The organism is Pseudoalteromonas sp. SWXJZ94C (assembly GCF_015864385.1).
In the GTDB taxonomy this organism is placed as follows: domain Bacteria; phylum Pseudomonadota; class Gammaproteobacteria; order Enterobacterales; family Alteromonadaceae; genus Pseudoalteromonas.
This window is the reverse complement of sequence record NZ_JADYXF010000095.1, coordinates 1-3,923: the sequence shown is the minus strand read 5'-3', so window position 1 is coordinate 3,923 and position 3,923 is coordinate 1. Positions and strand designations below refer to the sequence as shown.

The window sequence follows — 3,923 nt, the reverse complement described above, 5'->3', positions numbered from 1 at the left end:
GTTACTGACGTTGAAGATGGTCAAACCGTTACTGTAACAATCAGCGACGGCGTTAATCCGCCAGTTGAAGTACAAGCAATCGTGCAAAACGGCGAATACGTCACCGATCCTATTGATGCAAGTGCATTAAACGACGGCACATTAACAGCCACAGCAACAGCGTCTGATTTAGCAGGCAACCCTGTTAGCGCTGTGGATTCAGTCGAGCTAGATAATACCGCTGCAATAACCACAAGCATTGATAAAACAGCCGATTCAGTTATAAACGGTAACGGCGAAAGCGCTGCAATAGTAGTGCGCGGTACGGTTACTGATGTTGAAGACGGTCAAACAGTTACCGTAACATTGAGTGATGGAATAAACCCATTAATTACAGTGTTTGCAACCGTAATTAACGGCGAATACGTAACCGATCCAATTGATGCAAGCGCACTAAACGATGGCACATTAACCGCCACAGCAACGGCATCTGATTTGGCAGGTAATCCTGTAACAGCACAAGATACGGTTGAGCTTGATAACACCGCAGCCATTACCACCAGCATTGATAAAACTGACGACGGTATTATTAACGGCAACGGTGAAAGTGCCGCAATTGTTGTACGTGGTACGGTTACCGACATTGAAGATGGTCAAACAGTTACTGTAACCATCAGCGACGGCGTCAACCCACCTGTTGAAGTACAAGCAACCGTAATTAATGGCGAATACGTCACCGATCCAATTGATGCAGGCGCACTAAACGATGGCACATTAACAGCCACAGCAACAGCGTCTGATTTAGCAGGTAATCCGGTAACAGCACAAGATACGGTTGAGCTTGATAACACTGCTGCAATAACCACAAGTATTGATAAAACAGCGGATAGCGTAATTAACGGTAACGGCGAAAGTGCAGAGATTGTTGTACGTGGTACGGTTACTGATGTTGAAGACGGTCAAACAGTTACTGTAACAATCAGCGACGGCGTTAATCCGCCAGTTGAAGTACAAGCAACCGTAATTAACGGCGAATACGTAACCGATCCAATTGATGCAAGCGCACTAAACGATGGCACATTAACCGCCACAGCAACTGCATCAGATGTGGCAGGTAATCCTGTAACAGCACAAGATACGGTTGAGCTTGATAATACCGCTGCAATAACCACAAGCATTGATAAAACAGCCGACTCAGTTATTAATGGTAACGGCGAAAGCGCTGCAATAGTAGTGCGTGGTACGGTTACTGATGTTGAAGATGGTCAAACGGTTACTGTAACAATCAGCGACGGCGTTAATCCGCCAGTTGAAGTACAAGCAACCGTAATTAATGGCGAATATGTAACAGATCCTATTGATGCAAGTAGCCTAAATGACGGCACATTAACCGCCACAGCAACTGCGTCTGATTTAGCAGGCAACCCTGTTAGCGCTGAGGATTCAGTTGAGCTAGATAATACCGCTGCCATTACCACCAGCATTGATAAAACAGTCGACTCAGTTATTAACGGTAACGGCGAAAGTGCAGAGATTGTTGTACGCGGTGCGGTTACTGATGTTGAAGATGGTCAAACGGTTAATGTCACTATCAGCGATGGCGTTAACCCAGCAATCACTACAACAGCAACCGTAATTAATGGTGAATATGTAACAGGTCCTATTGATGCAAGTGCATTAAACGATGGCACAATTACAGCGACCTCATCGGTTACTGATATTGCTGGCAACCCAGTTTCATCTCAAGATACAGCTCAAATAGATAACTTGGCTGAAATAGATATTACGTTGGTTGATACCGACCAAGTAATTAATCAAACAGAGCAAAACAGTGTTGTTTTAAAAGGTAATACAGTTGATGTAGAACCAGGTCAGCAAGTAACGTTAACACTAACCGATACAAATGATGAATCTAAAGTAATTAAAGTTGATGTTGCACAAAACGGAACTTGGGAAGTTACCACCGCTCAAATTACTGATTTAGCTGAAGGTCAAATTAGCGCTGTTGTAACAGTGATTGACTCAGCCGGAAACCCTGCAAGTTCAGAGCTCACATTTGTTAAAGATACCCTAAGCAGTGTTACATTAAATATTGCTCAAACTGACGACGGTGTTATTAACGGCAGTAACGAAAACTCGCAAATAACCATCACCGGCGCAGCTGAAAATATAGAAAATGGTCAATCAATTACAGTAACCGTATCTGATGGTGAAAACCCAGATATTGAATTAATAGGCACTGTTACTAACGGTCAATACAGTTTTGAAAATGTAGATATATCGGGCTTAAATAACGGCACAATTACAGCCACTGCCGTTGTTTTAGACTTAGCAGGAAACCTAGCTAGTGCAAACGATACCGTTTTATTAGACCAGCTAGCCAGTGTTACTGTAGATATAAACGACACTGATGATAATGTAATTAATGGCAACTCAGAAAATACAGTTGTTAGCATTACTGGTAATGTAACTAATATTGAAAATGGTCAAACAGTCTCAATAGTTGTGAGCGATGGCACAAATAGTAAAACATTTATCGCAACGGTTATTAATGGCGCTTATACAATTACAGATGCCGATGTTTCAGCTTTAAATGATGGCACATTAACAGCGACTGCTACCGTAACCGATATAGCAGGTAATACCGCTACAAGTAACGACACTGCCGAGCACGATAAACTAGCAAGTACCACAATTGAAGTAGCTGAAAACGATGATGTAGTGAATGCAGCTGAGCAAAGCAATGTAATTATAAGCGGAACAGTTACCGACATTGAGGCTACACGCGAAGTAACTGTTACATTTACCGACGGCACCAATTCAGTTACTGCAACTGTTGATGTAGACAGCAGCGGCAACTGGCAAATAAACCCAAGTGATATAAGTACACTTACCGATGGCGAAATTGCAGTAAGCGTAAGCGTATTTGATAACGCAGGCAACGAAGCTGTAAATAGCACAAAATTTAATAAAGATACCCAAGCAACCACCTCGCTAGAACTTGCCGATAACGTAATTAATGCAGCCGAAGATGAAGCTGTAGCGCTTAGCGGAAAAGTAGATGACGTAGAGTCAATTAATAACGTAACCGTTACCTTTACAGATAAAAACGGAAAAATAGAAGTAATAGAAAATATTACTCTTGATGCCGAAGGTAATTGGTCTGTAACTGCAGCAGATATTAGTGGATTAGCGGATGGTGAAGTAACTGCAAGTGTTAGCGTATTTGATAACGCAGGTAATGAAGCGGTTAATAGCGCAGCATTTATAAAAGATACCCAAGCAACTACCACCATAGAGCTTGCAGATACGCTTATTAATGCAGCCGAAGATGAAGCCGTAGCACTTAGCGGAAAAGTAGATGACGTAGAGTCAACCAACAATATAACGGTTACCTTTACCGATCAAAACGGTAAAACAGAGACAATTAAAAACATTGTTTTAGACAGTGATGGTAATTGGTCTGTAACCGCTGCAAATATTAGCGAATTAGCCGATGGCGACATTACAGCAAGTGTAAGCGTGTTTGATAACGCAGGTAACGAAGCAGTAAATAACACAACATTAGTTAAAGATACCCAAGCCACAATAGACGTAAATGTAGGTGATGACGCTTTTATTAATGCACAAGAGCAAGCAACAGCAAAAGTTGGCGGCACAATTAGTGATGTAGAGTCAGGACAAGAAGTTGATATTGTACTAAAAGACAATAATGGCGATGAGCTATTTACAGCTACAACTACCGTAGATGCGCAAGGTAACTGGGAGCTTAATAGCTCTATTTTACGGGTTTTATCAGATGGCGATTACACGGTAGATGTAAGCACACAAGATATAGCGGGTAATCCAGCAACAAGCACCCTCAACTTCACTAAAGACACACAAGCCAGTACAACGCTAGTGCTTGAAGACTCAGTAATAAATGCAGCAGAAGACGACGCGGT

1 protein-coding gene is annotated in these 3,923 nt (G+C 42.1%); it reads left to right on the top strand.

Going from position 1 to position 3,923, the window contains the following annotated elements:
- Positions 1-3,923, top strand: a 3,923-nt coding sequence (locus tag I6F65_RS20920) for an Ig-like domain-containing protein (protein WP_231613261.1), incomplete at both ends; no start/stop codon positions are given.